This window comes from Xanthobacter nonsaccharivorans, from assembly GCF_043194755.2.
Classification (GTDB): domain Bacteria; phylum Pseudomonadota; class Alphaproteobacteria; order Rhizobiales; family Xanthobacteraceae; genus Xanthobacter; species Xanthobacter autotrophicus_G.
In genome coordinates, this window is record NZ_CM195526.1 from 3,033,236 (window position 1) to 3,050,191 (window position 16,956).

The window sequence follows — 16,956 nt, forward strand, 5'->3', positions numbered from 1 at the left end:
AAGAAACAAGAGAGTTTGCGCGCCCGCCTCAGCGAGTTTCAGATGTCCCGCTATTCCTTCCTGAGCCTCATCGCCAATGCGCTGAACGGCCAGACCGGCTGGCAGCCTGCCTGGCGCGATGCAACGCCGAAGCCGCAATATGACGTGATCATCGTCGGCGGCGGCGGCCATGGCCTCGCCACCGCCTATTACCTCGCCAAGGAGCACGGCATCCGCAACATCGCGGTGCTGGAGAAGGCGCACATCGGCTCCGGCAATGCCGGGCGCAACACCACCATCATCCGCTCCAACTATTTGCTGCCGGGCAACGAGCCCTTCTACGAATGGTCCATGAAATTGTGGGAGGGCCTCGAGCAGGACCTCAACTACAACGCCATGGTCTCCCAGCGCGGCATCATCAACCTGTACCATTCCGATGCCCAGCGCGACGCCTATGCCCGGCGCGGCAATGCCATGCGGCTCGCGGGCGCCGGTTCCGAGCTGCTCGACCGGGAGCAGGTGCGTGCGCTCTGCCCCTTCCTCGATTTCGACAATTCCCGCTTTCCCATCAAGGGCGGGCTGATGCAGGCCCGGGCCGGCACCGCGCGCCACGATGCGGTGGTGTGGGGCTATGCCCGCGCGGCCGACCGCCTCGGCGTGGACATCGTGCAGAATTGCGAGGTCACCGGCTTCCTCCGCGAGGGGGATACGGTGGTGGGCGTGGAAACCACCCGCGGCACCATCCGCGCGAAGAAGGTGGCGCTCGCCGTGGCCGGCTCCACCTCGCGCGTGGTGAAGCCGCTGGGACTGCGCCTTCCCATCGAGAGCCACGTGCTGCAGGCCTTCGTCTCCGAAGGGCTGAAGCCGCTGGTGCCGGGGGTCATCACCTTTGGCATGGGGCATTTCTACGTCAGCCAGTCGGACAAGGGCGGCCTCGTCTTCGGCGGCGACATCGACGGCTACAATTCCTATGCCCAGCGCGGGAATCTCCCGGTGGTGGAGGACGTGGCCGAGGGCGGCATGGCGCTCATGCCCCTCATCGGCCGCCTCAGGATGCTGAGGTCGTGGGGCGGCCTCGTGGACATGTCCATGGACGGCTCGCCCATCATCGACGTGGGGCCCCTGCCCGGCCTCTACCTCAACACGGCGTGGAACTACGGGGGCTTCAAGGCGACCCCGGCTTCCGGCTGGTGCTTCGCCTGGACCATCGCGAAAGACGAGGCGCACCGCTTCAACGCCGCCTTCCGCCTCGACCGCTTCCGCTCCGGCGCCATCATCGACGAGAAGGGGGTCGGCGCCCAGCCGAACCTGCACTGACATGCGCATTCCCTGTCCCTATTGCGGCGCGCGTTCGTCCCACGAATTCGCTTATCTGGGCGATGCGGCCCCCACCCGGCCGGATCCCCTCGCCCCCGACGCGGCGGAGGCCTTCGCCGCCTATGTCTATGAGCGCGACAACGTCGCCGGCGTCATGGACGAGCTGTGGTACCACGCGAGCGGCTGCCGCCGCTGGCTGAAGGTGACGCGCGACACCCGCACCCACGCCATCACCGCCGTGGCATTCGCCCGCGCTCCGGAGGCCGCAGAATGACCCGCCTTGCTTCCGGCGGCCTGATCGACCGCAGCCGCACCCTCTCCTTCTCCTTCGACGGCCGGACCTACACCGGCCACCCCGGCGACACCCTCGCCTCGGCCCTGCTCGCCAACGGGGTGCGGCTCATGGGCCGCTCCTTCAAGTATCACCGCCCCCGGGGCGTGATGACGGTGGGCTCGGAAGAGCCGAACGCTTTGGTGGAGCTGCGCTCCGGCGCCCGGCGCGAGCCCAACACCCGCGCCACCATGGTGGAGCTGTACGACGGCCTGGAGGCCCAGAGCCAGAACCGCTGGCCCTCCCTCGACCACGACGTGCTGAGCATCAACCGCCTCGTTTCGCCCTTCCTCGGCGCCGGCTTCTACTACAAGACCTTCATGTGGCCCGCCGCCTTCTGGGAGAAGGTGTACGAGCCCGTGATCCGCCGCGCCGCCGGCCTCGGCCGCGCCGCCGACGCGCCCGACCCGGACCATTATGAGAAGGCCACCCTCTTCTGCGACGTGCTGGTGATCGGCTCCGGCGCGGCGGGCCTTGCCGCCGCCCTCGCGGCCGGCCGGTCGGGCGCCCGGGTGGTGCTCGCCGACGAGGACTTCCGGCTCGGCGGCCGGCTGCTGTCTGAACGTTCAGTCATAGATGGCCTCGAAGCCACCGAATTCGTGGCGAAGGCGGAGGCGGAGCTGTCGAGCCTCAAGAACATCAGGCTCATGCCCCGCACCACCGTGTTCGGCGCCTATGACGGCGGCGAATATGGCGCCGTGGAAAGGGTTGGCGACCATCTGGCGGTGCCTGCGCCGTTCCAGCCGCGCCAGCGCCTGTGGCGCATCGTGGCGAAGCGTTCCATCCTCGCCTCCGGCGCCTTCGACCGGCCCATCGTCTTCCCCGGCAACGACCGGCCGGGAGTGATGACCGCCGATGCGCTCGCCACCTACGCCACCCGCTTCGGCGCGGGCGCGGGCGCGAACGCGGCCGTTTTCTCCAACAACGACAATGCAGTATCCGCCGCCCTCGACGCCGCGCAGGCCGGGCTGAAGGTGGAAGCCGTCATCGATGTCCGCCCCGCCCTTCCCGCTTCTCTGGCGGCGCGGGCGAAGGCGCTGGGGGTGCGGGTCATCACCGAGGGCGAGGTGGTGGCAACGTCAGGCAAGTGCCTGAAATCCATCACCATTCGCACCCCGCGCGGGTCCGAGACCCTGGCCGTCGAGGCGCTCGGCGTGTCCGGGGGAGCGACGCCCAACCTCAACCTCACCTGCCATCAGGGCGGCAAGCCCATCTGGCGCGAGGACATCGCCGCCTTCGTCCCCGGCGCCCTGCCCCCCGGCATGGCGGTGGCGGGTGCCGCGGCAGGCCACCTCGCCTTGTCCGAATGCCTGAAGGACGGCACCGAGCTGGGCGCGGCGGCGGCCGAGGCGGCAGGCTTCGCGCCTCCCCACGCCCCGGCGCCGGCCGCTGAGGAAAAGCCGAGCGGTCTCAAGCCCTTCTGGCATGTGGCCGGCAAAGGTCCGGCGTTCGTGGACCAGCAGAACGACGTCACCGCCAAGGACGTGGCGCTGGCCCATCGCGAGGGCTTCCGGGCGGTGGAGCTGCTGAAGCGCTACACCACGCTGGGCATGGCCACGGACCAGGGCAAGACGTCCAACATGGCGGGCCTCGCCATCATGGCGGAGCTGACCGGCAAGGGCATTCCCGCCACCGGCACCACCGTGTTCCGCCCACCCTATACCCCTGTGGCGCTTGGCGTTCTCGCCGGCCATCACCGCGGCATGGACTTCAAGCCGGCCCGCCCGACACCGACCCACGACTGGGCGGAGGCGCAGGGCGCCGTGTTCGTCGAGACCGGACTCTGGATGCGCGCGGCCTACTTCCCGAAACCCGGGGAGAAGGACTGGCTCGAGACCGTGAACCGCGAGGTGAAGGCGACGCGGGAAAGCGTCGGCGTCATCGATGTCTCCACCTTCGGCAAGATCGATCTGCAGGGGCCGGACGTCGGCACCTTCCTCGACCGCGTCTACATCAACATGTTCTCGACCCTGGCCGTGGGCAAGGCGCGCTACGGCGTGATGCTGCGCGAGGACGGCATCGTGATGGACGACGGCACCACCGCGCGCCTCGCAGACGACCATTACGTGATGAGCACCACCACGGCGAACGCGGCCAAGGTGTTCCAGCATCTGGAATATTGCCTGCAGGTGCTGTGGCCGGAGCTGGACGTGCAGCTCGCCTCAGTCTCCGAGCAATGGGCGCAGATCGCCATGTCGGGGCCGCGCTCCCGCGAGGTGCTGGCGAAGGTGGTGGACGGATACGACGTCTCCAACACCGGCCTGCCCTTCATGGGCGTGGCCCAGACGACGGTGATGGGGGGCGTCGAGGCCCGCATCTTCCGCCTCTCCTTCTCCGGCGAGCTCGGCTATGAGATCGCCGTGCCGGCCTCGAAGGGCGAGGCGCTGATGCGGGCGCTGATGGAGGCGGGCGCGCCCTTCGGCATCACGCCCTATGGCGTCGAGGCGCTGGGCGTCATGCGCATCGAGAAGGGGCACGTCTCCGGCAGCGAGCTGAACGGGCAGACCAGCGCCCGCGACCTGGGCCTCGGCAAGATGGCCTCCACCAAGAAGGACTACATCGGCCGCGTGCTGGCCGCCCGTCCCGCATTCCTCGATCCGGAGCGGCCCGCCTTCGTCGGCTTCAAGCCGGTGGAACCGGGCGCGCGCCTCAGGGCCGGCGCGCATGTCCTGAAGGTCGGGGCCGCCCCGACCACCGAGAACGACGAGGGCTACATGACCTCGATCGCCTATTCCCCGACCCTCGGCCACTTCATCGGCCTCGGCCTCCTGAAGCGTGGGCCGGAGCGCATCGGTGAGCGGGTGCGCGCCTATGACCCGGTGCGCGGCGGTGACATCGAGGTCGAGGTGTGCTCTCCCGCATTCATCGACCCGCAAGGGGAGAAGCAGCGTGTCTGACCAGTTGGAACAGCTTGCCCCCACCCGCCTCGTGCCGGCGGGGCATTACGGCCCGGATGGCGCGACCGGCGTGTCCGCGCGCACCGTGGAGCGCCTTGCCCTCGCGACCCTCGTCGCCCGCAAGGGTGCGACCGCGAGCCTGCTCGCCGCCGCATCCGCCGCTGGCCTGCCGCTGGTCGACGCCCCCCGCCTCGGCACTGGTGCCGGGCTCCAGGCGGTCGGCACCGGGCCAGGCCGCTGGCTGGTCATGGCCGAGGGACTGGAGGGACCGGCGCTGGTGGCCTGGCTGAAGAGCCTTTTCCCGGGCCTTGCTGCCATCACCGACCAGAGCGACGCCAATCTGGTGCTGGACATTTCCGGCCCCAAGGTCCGCGAGGGCCTCGCCAAGGGCGTGGCGGTGGACCTCCACCCCGTCGCCTTCGAGGCAGGGGATGCGGCGACCACCTCGGTTTCGCACGTGGGCGTCACCTTCTGGCAGATGGATGACGCGCCCCGCTATCGCTTCGCCGTTCCGCGTTCCTTCGCGCCCGCCTTCCTGCGCTGGCTCACCGCGAGTGCCCAGGAATACGGCTTCGCCCTCGCCAACGCCGGCCGAGGTTGACCGCAGCGCGGCGCGCGCTCTTCCTTCCGCCGACCTTCCTTCATCGCGCGACCGCCTGCCACCGAGGCGCGCCAGCCCAGAGACGCTGACATATGACGACGCCCGCCGAGCCGTTCATCCTCACCCTCTCCTGCCCGAACCGACCGGGCATCGTGGCGGGGGTCTCCACCTTCCTGTTCGAGAAGGGCTGCAACATCCTGGAAGCCCAGCAGTTCGACGACACCGAGACCGGCCGCTTCTTCATGCGCGTCGTGTTCAACGTGGTGGCGAGCGAGGCGAGCCTTGCCGAGATCCGCGAAGGGTTCGCAGCCGTCGCCGAGCCCTTCTCCCTGAGCTGGACCATGCGCCCCAAGGCCGAGAAGCGGCGGGTGCTGCTGCTGGTCTCCAAGTTCGACCATTGCCTTGCCGACCTGCTCTATCGCTGGCGCATCGGCGAGATCCACATGGACATCACGGGCATCATCTCGAACCATCCCATCGAGACCTATGCCCATCTCGATTTCGACGGCATCCCCTTCCACCACCTGCCGGTGAGCAAGGCCACCAAGCTGGAGCAGGAAACGAAGATCTGGGAGATCTTCCAGTCCACCCGTTCCGAGCTCGCGGTGCTCGCCCGCTACATGCAGGTGCTCTCGGACGGGCTGTCCGCCAAGCTTTCGGGCCAGTGCATCAACATCCACCATTCCTTCCTGCCGGGCTTCAAGGGCGCCAAGCCCTACCACCAGGCCCACGCCCGCGGCGTGAAGCTCATCGGCGCCACCGCCCACTACGTGACCTCGGACCTCGACGAAGGGCCGATCATCGAGCAGGATGTGGAGCGCATCTCCCATCAGGACGACCCGGAGGACCTGGTGCGCAAGGGCCGCGACATCGAGCGCCGGGTGCTCGCCCGCGCCATCTCCTGGCACCTGCAGGACCGCGTGCTGCTGAACGGCTCGCGCACGGTCGTCTTCCGCGACTGACCGGGCGCGGCCAAGCACCGCCACCCCACAGCGACAGTGCAAGATCGGGGCGGGAGGACACTCCCGCCCCGATCTTGCGTTGTTCAAGGGCCACCCGGCCAGCGCAGGCAGGTCCAGCGTCCGCTGCCATGCTCCGCAGAGAAACAAACGCCTATTTTTTCAGCATTTCGCCTGTTTCTGGAGCCTGAAGGCCGGCACAGCATCCGCGTCAGGCGCCTTAAGATATAACATAAATACTTGATAATACTTATATTTTGTAAAATTGCATACAATTGGCGCGTTTCCTGCTAGTTTTCCCGAGCCGCATCGGTGCGGCCTCAGATACGGGTAGCCCATGCAGACCGTCGCCAGCCTTCTCTCCGCCCACAGGTCCGGCAGCCGCTCCCTCACCGAGACCGTGCGCGCCGTCTACGCGAAGATCGCGGTGCACGACGACCCGGCCATGTTCATCACCCTGCGCGAGGAAGCGGACGTGCAGGCGGAGGCGCAGGCCCTGGAGGCGCGCGGTGACACCTCCCTGCCCCTCTACGGAATCCCGGTCGCGGTGAAGGATAATATCGATGTGGCCGGCCTGCCCACCACCGCGGCCTGCCCCGCCTTCGCCTATGCGCCGGAGCGCGACGCCACCGCCGTGGCCCGGCTGAAGGCCGCCGGCGCGCTCATCATTGGCAAGACCAACCTCGACCAGTTCGCCACCGGCCTCGTGGGCGTGCGCTCGCCCTATGGCATTCCGCGCAATGCCTTCAATCCGAAGCTCGTGCCCGGCGGCTCCTCCTCCGGCTCGGCGGTGGCGGTGGCCGCAGGCATCGTGCCGGTTTCCCTCGGCACGGACACGGCAGGCTCGGGCCGCGTGCCGGCCATGCTCAACAATATCGTGGGGCTGAAGCCCTCCCTCGGCCTGGTGCCGAACACCGGGCTGGTCCCGGCCTGCAAGACGCTGGACTGCATCTCCGTCTTCGCCCTCACCGTGGACGACGCCATGGCGGTGCTGAAGGTGATCGGCGGCTTCGACCAGGAGGACGCCTTCTCCCGCGACCTGCCCGTGGGCGCCCTGAGCGCTCCGCCGGCGGCGCCCGTCCTCGGCGTGCTGCGGCCCGACCAGCGGGAGTTCTTCGGCGATGCGGACGCCGCCGCCGCCTATCGCGAGGCGCTCGCCCGTTTCTCCGCCATGGGCGCGGTACTGAAGGAGATCGACTTCTCGCCCTTCGCCGAAACCGCACGCCTGCTTTACGAAGGCCCCTGGGTGGCGGAGCGCTGGATCGCCGCCGAGAAGCTGCTCACCACCGATCCGGACGCGGTGCACCCCGTCACCCGCGCCATCACCGAACCAGGTGGCAAGGCCAGCGCGGCGGATGCCTTTCGCGCCATGTACCGGCTGAAGGAACTTCGCGCGAAGGCGACACCCGTCTGGGCGGACATCGACGCTTTGCTGCTGCCCACCGCCCCCACCGCCTATACGGTGGATGAGGTGCTCGCCGATCCCGTCCGCCTCAATTCGCGGAATGGCACCTACACCAATTTCGTGAACCTCATGGACCTGTGCGGCATCGCCGTGCCCGCCACCGTCGCCCATTCGGGCGTGCCTTATGGCATCACCCTGCTCGCCCCCGCGGGAAAGGACGCCGAGATGGCAAGCCTCGGCCGGGCCTTCGTGGAACAAGCCAGCCTGCCCCTCGGTGGCAGCAAGGGCCCCGCGCCGGAGTTGCCCCCACTCCCGGCGCCCCAGGCGGCGGGCCGGCTCGATGTGTGCGTGTTCGGCGCACATCTGTCCGGCATGGCCCTCAATGACGACCTCAAGGCCATGGGAGCGCGCTTCGTGCGGGCCGTGTCCACCGCCCCCTGCTACCGCATGAAGCTCCTGCCCGGCAGCGTGCCGCGGCCCGGCGTCGTGCGGGCGCGGGCCGGCGGCGGCGCCCTCGCGGGCGAGGTCTGGTCGCTGCCGCATGAAGGCGTCGGACGGCTGCTCGCGACCATTCCCGCCCCCCTCGGCCTCGGCCAGGTGGAACTCTCGGACGGCACCAGCGTCACCGGCTTCCTCGCCGAGGCAGCGGCCCTGGAGGAGGCGAGCGACATCACCTCCTTTGGCGGCTTCCGGGCCTTCGTCAAAACGGGCACCCCCGCCTAACCCGCGGGGAAACAAGGAGCTGCCTTTCTTTTCAAACGGAACACGACGACACGAGACGTGCTGGACAACAGGTTAGATACACTGTATCAAAACCCTTGTTCACAGCATGCTTCGGCAGGTCCATGCCCGTATCAAGCACCGCCATCGCCACCATCTCCCCGGCACGGACCGGCCTGCCAGCGGGGTCCGGCCATGTTGCCGGATTGGGAACCATGCGTCAGGTTCAGCCGCAGGACACTGCGCATGCGGCGCAGGGTCATGACGATCACCCGCCGGCCCGTCCGGCGAGGAAGATGCCGGTGGTGAAGATCGGCCCCTCCGTCCTGCGCATGTCGCTCGGCATGCGGCTGGCGCTGGCCGGCATCCTCATCGCCGTCCTTTGGGTGGCCGTCGCCCTGGTGGTGGGAGGCCCGTCGTGAGCGCGCAAATCTCCTTCCGGAACCTGACCCTCGGCTATGAGCGGCACCCGGCCGTCCACCACCTTTCCGGCGATGTGACGGAAGGCGCTTTGCTCGCCGTGTGCGGCTCCAACGGCGCCGGCAAGTCCACGCTGCTGAAGGGCATCTGTGGCGCCCTGAAGCCGCTCGGCGGCTCCATCGACCTGCACGGCCTTGACGCCCGGGAGATCGCCTATCTGCCCCAGGGCGCGGAGATCGACCGCAGCTTCCCCATCAATGTCTATGACATGGTGTCCATGGGCCTGTGGCGACGCGCCGGCCTGTTCGGAGGCATCGGCCGCGCCGATCGCCAGCGCATCGAGAACGCCATCGCCGCCGTAGGGCTCCAGGGCTTCGAGGCACGGCCCATCGGCACCCTGTCCGGCGGGCAGATGCAGCGCACCCTCTTCGCTCGCTTGCTGCTGCAGGACGCCCGCGTCATCCTCCTGGACGAACCCTTCACCGCCCTCGACGCCAAGACCGTCGCGGACCTCGTGGACCTGGTGCGTCGCTGGCACGGGGAGAAGCGCACCGTGATCGCGGTGCTGCACGACTTCGAGCTGGTGCGCGCCACCTTCCCGGAAACCCTTCTGCTCGCCCGTACCGCCATTGCCTGGGGACCCACGGCGGAAGCGCTTGGGCCGGAAAACCTGCTGAAGGCCCGCCGCCTGGGAGAAGCCTGGCGGGAGGACGCACCCGATTGTTCCGACGCGGCCTAGCCGCCTGCCGCATCAGTCCGGCGGTCCGTCGCCGACGCCTTGAATGATGTTCTTCCGCTTGGCCGGGGGTCACCACGGGGCTTCCTCCAGGCCGGGTTCGGACACGCCCCCCGAACTCGGGCTCCCGGCCAAGCGAAAGAGCGTTTCGAACCAAGAATGCCGCCTCCGCCGACGTGGAGGCGACCGGGCCCGTATGGCCGCGCGTGCGGCAAGAGACGAACATGAACCCTTACGAGCTCCTCATCGCTCCGTTCACGGAGTTTGAATTCATGCGGCGGGCGCTCGCCGGCGTGTTCGCGCTGGCGCTCGGCGCGGGGCCCCTTGGCGCCTTCCTGATGCTGCGGCGCATGTCGCTGACAGGCGACGCCATGGCCCATGCCATCCTCCCCGGCGCCGCCATCGGTTTCCTCTTCGCAGGGCTCAATCTCTACGCCATGACGGCGGGCGGCCTCGCCGCCGGCCTGCTGGTGGCCATCGGCGCGGGCGTGGTGGCCCGCGCGACGGGCATGAAGGAGGACGCCTCGATGGCGGCCTTCTACCTCATCTCGCTGGCCCTCGGCGTGCTCATCGTCTCGCTCAGGGGCTCAAACGTGGACCTCTTGCACGTGCTGTTCGGCACGGTGCTCGGCATCGATGATGCCACGCTGATCCTCATCGCCGGCATCACCACGGTGACGCTCCTGACCCTCGCCTTCATCTGGCGGCCGCTGGTGCTGGAATGCGTGGACCCCACCTTCCTCGCTTCCGTCAGCGGGGCCGGCGGCGTGAGCCACATCGCCTTCCTGTCGGTGGTGGTCATGAACCTGGTGGGCGGCTTCCACGCACTGGGCACGCTGCTCTCGGTTGGGCTGATGATGCTGCCGGCGGCCACGGGGCGCTTCTTCGTGCGCGACCTGACGTCCCTCGTCCTTCTGTCGAGCCTCATCGCCTTCGCGGCAGGGGCGATCGGTCTCCTCGTGTCCTACCACCTCGGCACGCCGTCGGGCCCCTCCATCATCCTGGTGGCCGGGCTCGCCTATGCGGCCGCGGTGGTGTTCGGCCCCCTGGGCGGGCTGCTGTCCCGCGTGGCGCCCCGCCGCCATCTCGAAGCCTGAAGAGGACTGTCCATGATCTCGCGACGTCTCGTACTGGCCGCCGGCCTGGCGGCCACGCTGGCCGGCCCCGCCTTCGCGCAGGGGACCGCACCGGCGGGCAAGCTGCCGGTGGTGGCCTCCTTCTCCATCCTCGGCGATTTCGTGAAGGAGGTGGGCGGCGACCGCGTGCAGCTGACCACCATCGTCGGCCCCAATGGCGACGCCCACGTCTACCAGCCCACCCCCGCCGACGCGAAGGCGGTCGCCGCGGCCAAGGTGGTGTTCGTGAACGGCCTCGGCTTCGAGGGCTGGATCGATCGCCTCGTCAAGGCCTCGGGCACCAGGGCCACGGTCGTGACCGCCACCAAGGGCATTACCCCGCGCATCCGCTCCGCCAATGAGCCGCAGGACGACGACGAACGGGATGGCGCCGGCAGGAAGAAGGGCAAGGACGCCCACGATCACGGACCGATCGACCCGCACGCCTGGCAGTCGGTGGCCAATGCCAGGATCTATGTGGCGAATGTCCGTGACGGCCTGATCACCGCCGATCCCGACGGCCGCGATGCCTACACCGCCAACGCCGCAGCCTATATTACCAGGCTCGACGCGCTCGAGAACGAGGTGAAGACCGCCATCGCGGGCATTCCCCCGCAGCAGCGGCGCATCATCACTTCCCACGATGCCTTCGGCTATTTCGGCGAGACCTACGGTTTGACCCTCGTCGCCCCCGAGGGGGTCTCCACCGAGAGCGAGGCTTCGGCCAAGGACGTGGCGCGCATCATCCGCCAGATCAAGGCGCAGAAGATCCCGGCCGTGTTCATCGAGAACATTACCGATCCGCGCCTCGTGCAGCGCATCGCCAAGGAGAGCGGCGCGAAGATCGGTGGCGAGCTTTATTCGGACGCGCTGTCCGATGACAAAGGCCCCGCGAGCACCTACATCGACATGATGCACTCCAACGTGCGCGAGCTGTCTTCGGCGCTCGCGAGCTGAGGAGGCGATCCCCTCAAAGGCGGCGGCCGCGCCCCGGCCGCCGCCCGCAATCAGGTGAGACACATGGCTGAAACCGAGGCCAGCAAGGACGCTGCGAAGATCCCCGTCACCGTGCTGACCGGCTATCTGGGCGCCGGCAAGACGACGCTGCTCAACCGCATCCTCTCGCAGCCGCACGGAAAGAAATTCGCCGTCATCGTCAATGAGTTCGGCGAGATCGGCATCGACAACGACCTCGTGGTGGGCGCCGACGAGGAAGTGTTCGAGATGAACAACGGTTGTATCTGCTGCACCGTGCGCGGCGACCTCATCCGCATCATCGACGGCCTGCTGCGCCGCAAGGGCGCGTTCGACGGTATCATCGTCGAGACCACCGGCCTCGCCGATCCCGCCCCCGTCGCCCAGACCTTCTTCGTGGACGAGGAGGTGCAGGCCAAGACCAAGCTGGACGCGGTGGTCACGGTGGCCGACGCCAAGTGGCTCTCCGACCGCCTGAAGGATGCGCCGGAGGCCAAGAACCAGGTGGCCTTCGCCGACGTCATCCTGCTCAACAAGACCGACCTGGTGACCGGCCCCGAGCTGGACGAGGTGGAAGCCCGCATCCGCGGCATCAATCCCTACGCCAAGCTCTATCGCACCCAGAAGTCGGAGATCGACATCGCCAAGGTGCTGAACCAGGGGGCGTTCGACCTCGACCGCATCCTCGAGATCGAGCCCGCCTTCCTGGAGGAGGAGGAGCACCATCACCACGATCATGACCACGCGCACGGCCCGGACTGCGGCTGCGGGCATGACCACCACGATCACCACCACGGCCTGAAGGCGGTGCACGACGAGGAGATGCAGTCGGTCTCCTTCTCCACCGAGCAGCCGCTCGACCCGGACAAGTTCTTCCCCTGGGTGCAGAATCTGGTCGCCACCGAAGGGCCGAACATCCTGCGCTCCAAAGGCATCCTCTCCTTCAAGAACGACCCGGACCGCTTCGTCTTCCAGGGCGTGCACATGATCCTCGACGGCGACCACCAGCGCGCGTGGGCGGCGGACGAGAAGCGCCTGAGCCGCATCGTCTTCATCGGCCGCAAGCTGGACCGGCAAGGCCTGGAGGCCGGCTTCCTCTCCTGCGTCGCCTGAACGGCTGCTCCCGGCAGCCCCCCCCGATGGGGCGGGGCTTTTCTCTCGACACCGTGCCGCGATTGGGGTTCAAGGGCGAGAATTGGAGATCCGTCTCATGAGCCTGCCCAGCGCCCTTGAACTGGTGGCCAAGGCCCCCGTCGTCCCCGTGGTCGTCATTGAGCAGGTGGAAGACGCCATCCCGCTCGCCCGCGCGCTGGTGGAAGGGGGGCTGCCGCTCATCGAGGTGACGCTGCGCACCCCGGTCGCCCTCGAAGCCATTCGCATGATCGCGGCCGAGGTGGAGGGCGCCATCGTCGGCGCCGGCACGGTGATTGACCGCGCCCAGATCGAGGCGTCCCTTGAAGCCGGCGCCACCTTCCTCGTCAGCCCCGGCACCACGCCGAGCCTGGCCGAAGCCTTCGCGCAGACGCCCATTCCGGTGATGGCGGGCTGCGCCACCGCCTCGGAGGCCATGCGCCTGGCGGAACTCGGCTTCGAAATCCTGAAGTTCTTCCCGGCGGAGGCATCTGGCGGCGCGCCGTTCCTCAAGTCCATCGCCGGCCCCCTGCCCCACCTGCGCTTCTGCCCCACGGGCGGGATCGGTCCCGCCAACGCGTCGGATTATCTGGCCCTGCCGAACGTGGTGGCCGTGGGCGGCTCCTGGGTGGTGCCTGCGGACGCCATCCGCGCCGGCGATTTCGGCAAGGTCCGGGTGCTGGCCGCCGGAGCGGCGGGCCTGAAGCGCGCGGCGAAATTCGGCTGACCGTCCCGGCGCCGCAGTCCTGAAAACAAAAAGCCCGGCATCACGCCGGGCTTTCTTTTAGTCGGCGTGGGGAACGCCCCGTCACACCAGGACCTTGCCCTCGCCCTCGACGAGGAAATGCTCCAGCCAGTGGATGTCGTACTTGCCCTCGGCGATGTCGCGGGTGCGCACCAGCGTGCGGAACAACGGCAAGGTCGTGTCGATGCCGTCCACCACGAACTCATCCAGCGCACGGCGCAGGCGGCGCAGGCACTCATCCCGCGTCTTGCCATGGACGATCAGCTTGCCCACCAGGCTGTCGTAGGTGGGAGGGATCACGTAGCCCTGGTAGGCGTTGGAATCCACGCGGATGCCGAGGCCGCCGGGCACATGGTAGTGCGTGATTTTGCCCGGCGAAGGACGGAACGTGGTCGGGTGCTCGGCGTTCACCCGACACTCGATGGCATGACCCTCCATGACGATGTCGCTCTGCTGCAGCGTCAGGGCCTCGCCCGCGGCCACGCGGATCTGCTCGTTGATGAGGTCGATGCCGGTGACCATCTCCGTCACCGGATGCTCCACCTGAATGCGGGTGTTCATCTCGATGAAGTAGAACTCGCCCTTCTCGTACAGGAACTCGATGGTCCCGACCCCGAGATAGCCCAGTTCCCGCATGGCCTTGGCGCAGGTTTCGCCGATCTGCGCGCGCTGGGCGGCGCTGATCACCGGAGAGGGCGCCTCCTCCCACACCTTCTGATGGCGGCGCTGCAGCGAGCAGTCGCGCTCGCCCAGATGAATGGCGTGGCCCTTGCCGTCGCCCAGCACCTGCACCTCGATGTGGCGCGGCGTGCCCAGATACTTTTCAAGATAGACCGCATCGTCGCCGAAGGCGGCCTTTGCCTCGGAGCGGGCGGTGGACAGGGCCTGGGAGAGGTCCTCCTTGGTCAAGGCCACCTTCATGCCGCGGCCACCGCCGCCGGCCGCCGCCTTCACCAGCACCGGGAAGCCGATCTCCTCGGCCACGCGATGGGCCTCCTCATCGGTATGGACGCCGCCATCGGAGCCGGGCACCACCGGAATGCCGAGGCGCTGGGCCGTCTTCTTGGCCTCGATCTTGTCACCCATGATGCGGATGTGCTCCGCCTTGGGGCCGATGAAATGGATGTTGTGGTCCGCCAGGATCTCGGCGAAGCGCGCGTTCTCAGCCAGGAAGCCGTAGCCAGGATGCACCGCATCCGCCCCGGTGATCTCGCAGGCGGCGAGAAGCGAGGGGATGTTGAGGTAGCTCTCGCGCGCGGCGGGCGGGCCGATGCACACGCTCTCGTCGGCGAGGCGCACGTGCATGGCGTCCGCATCCGCCGTGGAGTGGACCGCGACGGTGGCGATCCCGAGCTCCTTGCAGGCGCGCAGGATGCGCAGCGCGATCTCGCCGCGGTTGGCGATGAGGATTTTTCTGAACATCAGCGGTGCCTGCCTTTGCAGCATGTGCGCGACTTGCGCAAACGCGGGTTTGCCTCACGTTTGCGCGCCAGCGCGCCTTCTTCACGCGAACCGGGACACACTTCGCTCGAAAACGCGTCTGAAGCCCGGCTCATTCGATGATGAGCAGGGGCTCGCCGTATTCCACCGGCTGCGCATTGCCCACGAGGATGCGCGTCACGGTGCCGGTGCGCGGCGCAGGAATGGCGTTCATGGTCTTCATGGCCTCGATGATGAGGACCGTCTGACCTTCCTTCACGCTCGTGCCCACATCGATGAACGGGGCCGCGCCCGGCTCGGGGGCGAGATAGGCGGTGCCCACCATGGGCGAATTCACCACGCCGGGATGCTTGGAGAGGTCGGCGTCCGCAACCGGGGCGGCGGCGACCGCGGCGACCGGCGCCGCCATGGGGGTGGCGAAGGGAGCGGCGAAGGGAGCGGCCTGGGCGATGGTGACCGGCGCGGGGGCGCGCACCACGCGGATGCGCAGGCCCTCGTGCTCCACCTCGATCTCGGTGAGGTCGCTGCCCGAGAGGAGCTCGGCGATCTCCTTGACGATGGCGGTATCGATGGGGGCTTGGGAGGGTTTCATGCTGTTCCTGCTCTTGCCGGCCGTCTGCGGCCGCGCGAGGGCTCGATGATGGGGATCACGATGATGGCGGCAGCGATGCGATGGCCCTAAGGCCCAGCACGTAGCTCTGCGGCCCGAAGCCACAGATGACGCCGCGCGCCACCGGCGAGAGGAAAGACTGGTGGCGGAACGCCTCCCGCGCGAACACGTTGGACAGGTGCACCTCGATGGTGGGCACGCCCACCGCCGACACGGCATCGCGCAAGGCGACCGAGGTGTGGGTATAGGCCGCGGCGTTCAGCACGATGCCGCGGGCCCCGCGCGCCTCCTGGATGAAATCCACAAGGGCGCCTTCCGAGTTCGTCTGGCGGAACACGATGTCGAAGCCGAGTTGGGCGCCTTCCGCACGGCAAAGCGCTTCCACGTCGGCGAGCGTCGCCGCGCCGTAGATTCCGGGCTCCCGGGTGCCGAGCAGGTTCAGGTTCGGCCCGTTCAGGACGTGGACGGTATCGGACATCCGTGACTTGTCTGCCACCGGCTCCCTTTGGCCGGGTCGGCAGCCTTATAGGGGTGTGCGGGCGCTATGGAAAGAGCGCGCGTCACCGCACCGTCGCATGCCGGGGCGCCGGGCGCCATCGCACATGCGCCTCACAGCCGCGGGGCGGGGGTGTTCCGGCGCGGCCCGTCGAGATATCCGGCAACCTTGCCGGCCCGAATGGCGAAGCGGTGCAAATCGAGGCAGGCCAGCGCCAGGAGGCACCCCGCGCCCAGCCAGGCGAGCCGCACACCCTTGCCGCCGGAACGGGCATATTTCTCCCGCACATAGAGCTCGGAATGCATCTTGGCGCGGTTGATGCGGAAAGTGTGGGAAAAGGACGGCGCACTGGACCGCCCGCCCGCATGCACCACCCGCGCGCCCGTCACCACCACGATGGGAATGCGCCGCGCCACCGCCCGCAGGGAGAGATCATCGTCCTCATGGTAGAGGAAAATGGCCTCGTCGAATCCGCCCAGCTCCAGGAAGGCGGAGCGCGCCACCAGGAAGGCGGCGCCATGGACGAAGCGGGTGCAGAAATCCCCGGCGATCTCCTCCGGCGACAGGCGAGCCTGGCGCGGCACCTTTTCAAAGATGCTGCCTTCCTTGCGCATCAGCCGCCCGTTCTCGCCGACAATGGCCGGCATGAGGATGGCCGGATCACCGTACCGCTCAACCGCCTGAAGCAACTGGTCCACGGCATCCGGCGCAAGCTCGGCATCGGGGTTCAGGAACAGGACGTAAGGCGTGGGCGCCCGCCGCGCGCCCACATTGCAGGCGGTGCCGAAGCCGGCATTGCCGGGCATCTCCACCAGATCGATGGGACGGGACAGGCTGGCGCGCCAAAGGGTGCCCTCCGGGGAGGCATTGTCCACCACCACCACCGTGCACGCCGCCGGGACGGAGGCGACCGCGCGCCCGATCACCGCACCGCTATTGTAGGTGACGAAGACGACCGTGACGTCGGCGGGACCGGGAGAAGGCGAGACGGACACGAAAACCCCGAAGCCAATCTGAAGATGGAGACGCATGCCCCCTCCCCTTCCTGCCCCTCCCCCGGAACGAAGGCAAGCCGGCCG

16 protein-coding genes are annotated in these 16,956 nt (G+C 68.3%); 12 read left to right on the forward strand and 4 right to left on the reverse strand.

From position 1 onward, the window contains the following. The first annotated feature begins 42 nt into the window (after positions 1-42). From V5F59_RS14000 to eda, 12 genes are all read left to right on the forward strand, one after another. On the forward strand, positions 43-1,296 hold the full coding sequence (locus V5F59_RS14000) for a sarcosine oxidase subunit beta family protein (protein ID WP_393978369.1): 1,254 nt from the start codon (positions 43-45) through the stop codon (positions 1,294-1,296). Between the two features lies 1 nt (position 1,297). After that, positions 1,298-1,570: a sarcosine oxidase subunit delta gene (locus tag V5F59_RS14005; protein ID WP_393978371.1), complete on the forward strand. Its 273-nt coding sequence runs from the start codon at positions 1,298-1,300 to the stop codon at positions 1,568-1,570. Next, positions 1,567-4,524 carry a sarcosine oxidase subunit alpha family protein gene (locus V5F59_RS14010; RefSeq protein WP_393978373.1) on the forward strand — a complete coding sequence of 986 codons (2,958 nt, stop codon included), beginning with the start codon at positions 1,567-1,569 and terminating at the stop codon, positions 4,522-4,524. The genes V5F59_RS14005 and V5F59_RS14010 overlap by 4 nt, the downstream gene beginning before the upstream one ends. Continuing rightward, positions 4,517-5,125, forward strand: coding sequence for a sarcosine oxidase subunit gamma (locus V5F59_RS14015; RefSeq protein ID WP_393978375.1), 609 nt, complete (start codon positions 4,517-4,519; stop codon positions 5,123-5,125). The genes V5F59_RS14010 and V5F59_RS14015 overlap by 8 nt, the downstream gene beginning before the upstream one ends. Positions 5,126-5,217: 92 nt before the next feature. After that, on the forward strand, positions 5,218-6,087 hold the full coding sequence (gene purU, locus V5F59_RS14020) for a formyltetrahydrofolate deformylase (RefSeq protein WP_393978377.1): 870 nt from the start codon (positions 5,218-5,220) through the stop codon (positions 6,085-6,087). A gap of 334 nt (positions 6,088-6,421) precedes the next feature. Continuing rightward, positions 6,422-8,212 carry an allophanate hydrolase gene (atzF, locus tag V5F59_RS14025; RefSeq protein ID WP_393978379.1) on the forward strand — a complete coding sequence of 597 codons (1,791 nt, stop codon included), beginning with the start codon at positions 6,422-6,424 and terminating at the stop codon, positions 8,210-8,212. Positions 8,213-8,424: 212 nt separating this feature from the next. Beyond that, complete coding sequence (locus tag V5F59_RS14030; protein WP_393978381.1) at positions 8,425-8,631, forward strand: hypothetical protein; 207 nt, start codon at positions 8,425-8,427, stop codon at positions 8,629-8,631. Further along, on the forward strand, positions 8,628-9,368 hold the full coding sequence (gene aztA, locus V5F59_RS14035) for a zinc ABC transporter ATP-binding protein AztA (RefSeq protein ID WP_393978383.1): 741 nt from the start codon (positions 8,628-8,630) through the stop codon (positions 9,366-9,368). Before V5F59_RS14030 ends, aztA begins: the two co-directional genes overlap by 4 nt. A 221-nt stretch (positions 9,369-9,589) precedes the next feature. After that, positions 9,590-10,462 carry a metal ABC transporter permease gene (locus V5F59_RS14040; protein ID WP_393978385.1) on the forward strand — a complete coding sequence of 291 codons (873 nt, stop codon included), beginning with the start codon at positions 9,590-9,592 and terminating at the stop codon, positions 10,460-10,462. 12 nt (positions 10,463-10,474) lie between these two features. Then, positions 10,475-11,437 (forward strand): metal ABC transporter substrate-binding protein, encoded by a 963-nt coding sequence (locus V5F59_RS14045; protein ID WP_393978387.1) that lies wholly within the window; start codon positions 10,475-10,477, stop codon positions 11,435-11,437. 63 nt (positions 11,438-11,500) lie between these two features. Next, positions 11,501-12,568, forward strand: a complete 1,068-nt coding sequence (locus V5F59_RS14050; RefSeq protein ID WP_393978389.1) for a CobW family GTP-binding protein — start codon at positions 11,501-11,503, stop codon at positions 12,566-12,568. Positions 12,569-12,665: 97 nt separating this feature from the next. Then, on the forward strand, positions 12,666-13,313 hold the full coding sequence (eda, locus tag V5F59_RS14055; RefSeq protein ID WP_393978391.1) for a bifunctional 4-hydroxy-2-oxoglutarate aldolase/2-dehydro-3-deoxy-phosphogluconate aldolase: 648 nt from the start codon (positions 12,666-12,668) through the stop codon (positions 13,311-13,313). Positions 13,314-13,394: 81 nt separating this feature from the next. Here the strand turns inward: eda and accC are convergent, their stop codons facing one another. The 4 genes from accC to V5F59_RS14075 all read right to left on the reverse strand — a co-directional run bounded on the left by accC (position 13,395) and on the right by V5F59_RS14075 (position 16,908). After that, positions 13,395-14,753, reverse strand: coding sequence for an acetyl-CoA carboxylase biotin carboxylase subunit (gene accC / locus V5F59_RS14060; protein ID WP_393978393.1), 1,359 nt, complete (start codon positions 14,751-14,753; stop codon positions 13,395-13,397). 130 nt (positions 14,754-14,883) lie between these two features. Then, positions 14,884-15,363 (reverse strand): acetyl-CoA carboxylase biotin carboxyl carrier protein, encoded by a 480-nt coding sequence (gene accB / locus V5F59_RS14065; protein ID WP_393978395.1) that lies wholly within the window; start codon positions 15,361-15,363, stop codon positions 14,884-14,886. A gap of 55 nt (positions 15,364-15,418) precedes the next feature. Continuing rightward, a complete protein-coding gene (gene aroQ / locus V5F59_RS14070) occupies positions 15,419-15,859 on the reverse strand; it encodes a type II 3-dehydroquinate dehydratase (protein WP_393978397.1) in 441 nt (146 codons plus the stop codon). 131 nt (positions 15,860-15,990) lie between these two features. Further along, the gene (locus V5F59_RS14075) at positions 15,991-16,908 is read right to left on the reverse strand and encodes a glycosyltransferase family 2 protein (protein WP_393978399.1); all 918 of its coding nucleotides are present in this window, start codon (positions 16,906-16,908) and stop codon (positions 15,991-15,993) included. Positions 16,909-16,956: the final 48 nt, after the last annotated feature.